Consider the following 2870-nt stretch of genomic DNA (forward strand, 5'->3'; position numbering starts at 1 on the left):
TGTTCCCGAGTAGCGGCGGACTCCTGTAATCTGCCGTGAATCTGCCAGGACCACCTGGTAAGCCTAAATACTTCCTGGTGACCGATAGCGGACTAGTACCGTGAGGGAATGGTGAAAAGTACCCCGGGAGGGGAGTGAAATAGTACCTGAAACCGTTCGCCTACAATCCGTCGGAGCCTTTAGGGGTGACGGCGTGCCTTTTGAAGAATGAGCCTGCGAGTTAGTGGCATGTGGCGAGGTTAACCCGTGTGGGGGAGCCGTAGCGAAAGCGAGTCTGAATAGGGCGTCAGAGTCGCGTGTCCTAGACCCGAAGCGGAGTGATCTAGCCATGGGCAGGCTGAAGCGCGGGTAAGACCGCGTGGAGGGCCGAACCCACCAACGTTGAAAAGTTGGGGGATGACCTGTGGTTAGGGGTGAAAGGCCAATCAAACTCCGTGATAGCTGGTTCTCCCCGAAATGCATTTAGGTGCAGCGTCGTGTGTTTCTTGCCGGAGGTAGAGCACTGGATGGTCTAGGGGGCCTACAAGCTTACCGAAATCAGCCAAACTCCGAATGCCGGTAAGTGAGAGCGCGGCAGTGAGACTGCGGGGGATAAGCTTCGTAGTCGAGAGGGAAACAGCCCAGATCACCAGCTAAGGCCCCTAAGCGTGTGCTAAGTGGAAAAGGATGTGGGATCGCATAGACAACCAGGAGGTTGGCTTAGAAGCAGCCACCCTTTAAAGAGTGCGTAATAGCTCACTGGTCAAGTGGTTCCGCGCCGACAATGTAGCGGGGCTCAAGCACACCGCCGAAGCTGTGGCACTCACATTTCAACTTCGCGACCGCCTCCGGGTGGTTGTGCAGGTGTGTGGGTGGGTAGGGGAGCGTCGTGCCGGGGGTGAAGCAGCGGTGTAAGCCAGTTGTGGACGCGGCACGAGTGAGAATGCAGGCATGAGTAGCGAAAGAAGGGTGAGAAACCCTTCCGCCGGATGACCAAGGGTTCCAGGGCCAGGTTAATCCGCCCTGGGTGAGTCGGGACCTAAGGCGAGGCCGAGAGGCGTAGTCGATGGACAACGGGTTGATATTCCCGTACCCGCGAAGAAGCGCCCATGATGAATCTTGCTGTGCTAACCACCCGAACCTATCTTGGCCTTCGGGTTGAGGTGGGGGAGCGTGGGATCCTGGTGGGTAGTAGTCAAGCGATGGGGTGACGCAGGAAGGTAGCTGATCCCGGCCGGTGGTTGTGCCGGGGTAAGCGTGTAGGCCGTGGTGTAGGCAAATCCGCACCACATATAGGCTGAGACGTGATGCCGAGCCGATTCAGGTGAAGTCAGTGATCCTATGCTGCCGAGAAAAGCCTCTAGCGAGCTTTGAGCGGCCCGTACCCCAAACCGACACAGGTGGTCAGGTAGAGAATACCGAGGCGATCGGGCGAACTGTGGTTAAGGAACTCGGCAAATTGCCCCCGTAACTTAGGGAGAAGGGGGGCCGGACGCGTGAAGGGACTTGCTCCTGGAGCGTGGTATGGCCGCAGAGAGCAGGGGGAAGCGACTGTTTACTAAAAACACAGGTCCATGCGAAGACGTAAGTCGATGTATATGGACTGACGCCTGCCCGGTGCTGGAACGTTAAGGGGACCGGTTAGCCTTTTGGGGCGAAGCTGAGAACTTAAGCGCCAGTAAACGGCGGTGGTAACTATAACCATCCTAAGGTAGCGAAATTCCTTGTCGGGTAAGTTCCGACCTGCACGAATGGCGTAACGACTTCCCCACTGTCTCAACCACAGGCCCGGCGAAATTGCACTACGAGTAAAGATGCTCGTTACGCGCGGCAGGACGGAAAGACCCCGGGACCTTTACTATAGCTTGACATTGGTATCTGAGTTAGCTTGTGTAGGATAGGTGGGAGACTGTGAAGCTCATACGCCAGTATGGGTGGAGTCAACGTTGAAATACCACTCTGGTTGATTCGGGTATCTAACTTCGGACCGTGATCCGGTTCAGGGACAGTGTCTGGTGGGTAGTTTAACTGGGGCGGTTGCCTCCCAAAGAGTAACGGAGGCGCCCAAAGGTTCCCTCAGCCTGGTTGGCAATCAGGTGTTGAGTGCAAGTGCACAAGGGAGCTTGACTGTGAGACTGACAGGTCGAGCAGGGACGAAAGTCGGGACTAGTGATCCGGCACTGGCATGTGGAAGCGGTGTCGCTCAACGGATAAAAGGTACCCCGGGGATAACAGGCTGATCTTCCCCAAGAGTCCATATCGACGGGATGGTTTGGCACCTCGATGTCGGCTCGTCGCATCCTGGGGCTGTAGCAGGTCCCAAGGGTTGGGCTGTTCGCCCATTAAAGCGGTACGCGAGCTGGGTTTAGAACGTCGTGAGACAGTTCGGTCCCTATCCGCCGTGCGCGTAGGATACTTGAGAAGGGCTGTCCCTAGTACGAGAGGACCGGGACGGACGAACCTCTGGTGTGCCAGTTGTCCCGCCAGGGGCACGGCTGGTTAGCTACGTTCGGAAGGGATAACCGCTGAAAGCATCTAAGCGGGAAGCTCGCTTCAAGATGAGGTATCCCACCCACTTGATGGGGTAAGGCCCCCAGCTAGACGACTGGGTTGATAGGCCGGAAATGTAAGCACGGTAACGTGTTGAGTTGACCGGTACTAATAGGCCGAGGACTTGACCTACAAAGATGCTACGCGTCCACTGTGCAACTCCCGACAAACGAACAACAAACCCCCGTTGCGGGGTTGGTGTTGTTTGATATGTCGATAGAGTTACGGCGGTCATGGCGGAGGGGAAACGCCCGGTAACATTCCGAACCCGGAAGCTAAGCCCTCCAGCGCCGATGGTACTGCACCCGGGAGGGTGTGGGAGAGTAGGACACCGCCGGACA

The 2870-nt window shown here is 56.9% G+C and carries 2 rRNA genes (1 of these 2 cut by a window edge); both read left to right on the forward strand.

Features of this window, described 5'->3' with window-relative positions:
- Positions 1-2661: ribosomal RNA gene (locus BLW47_RS24470) — 23S ribosomal RNA — on the forward strand; it begins 448 nt to the left of the window's first position.
- Between the two features lie 91 nt (positions 2662-2752).
- Positions 2753-2869: ribosomal RNA gene (gene rrf, locus BLW47_RS24475) — 5S ribosomal RNA — on the forward strand.
- The last annotated feature ends 1 nt before the right edge of the window (position 2870 follow it).

The organism is Micromonospora pattaloongensis (assembly GCF_900107255.1).
Classification (GTDB): domain Bacteria; phylum Actinomycetota; class Actinomycetes; order Mycobacteriales; family Micromonosporaceae; genus Micromonospora_I; species Micromonospora_I pattaloongensis.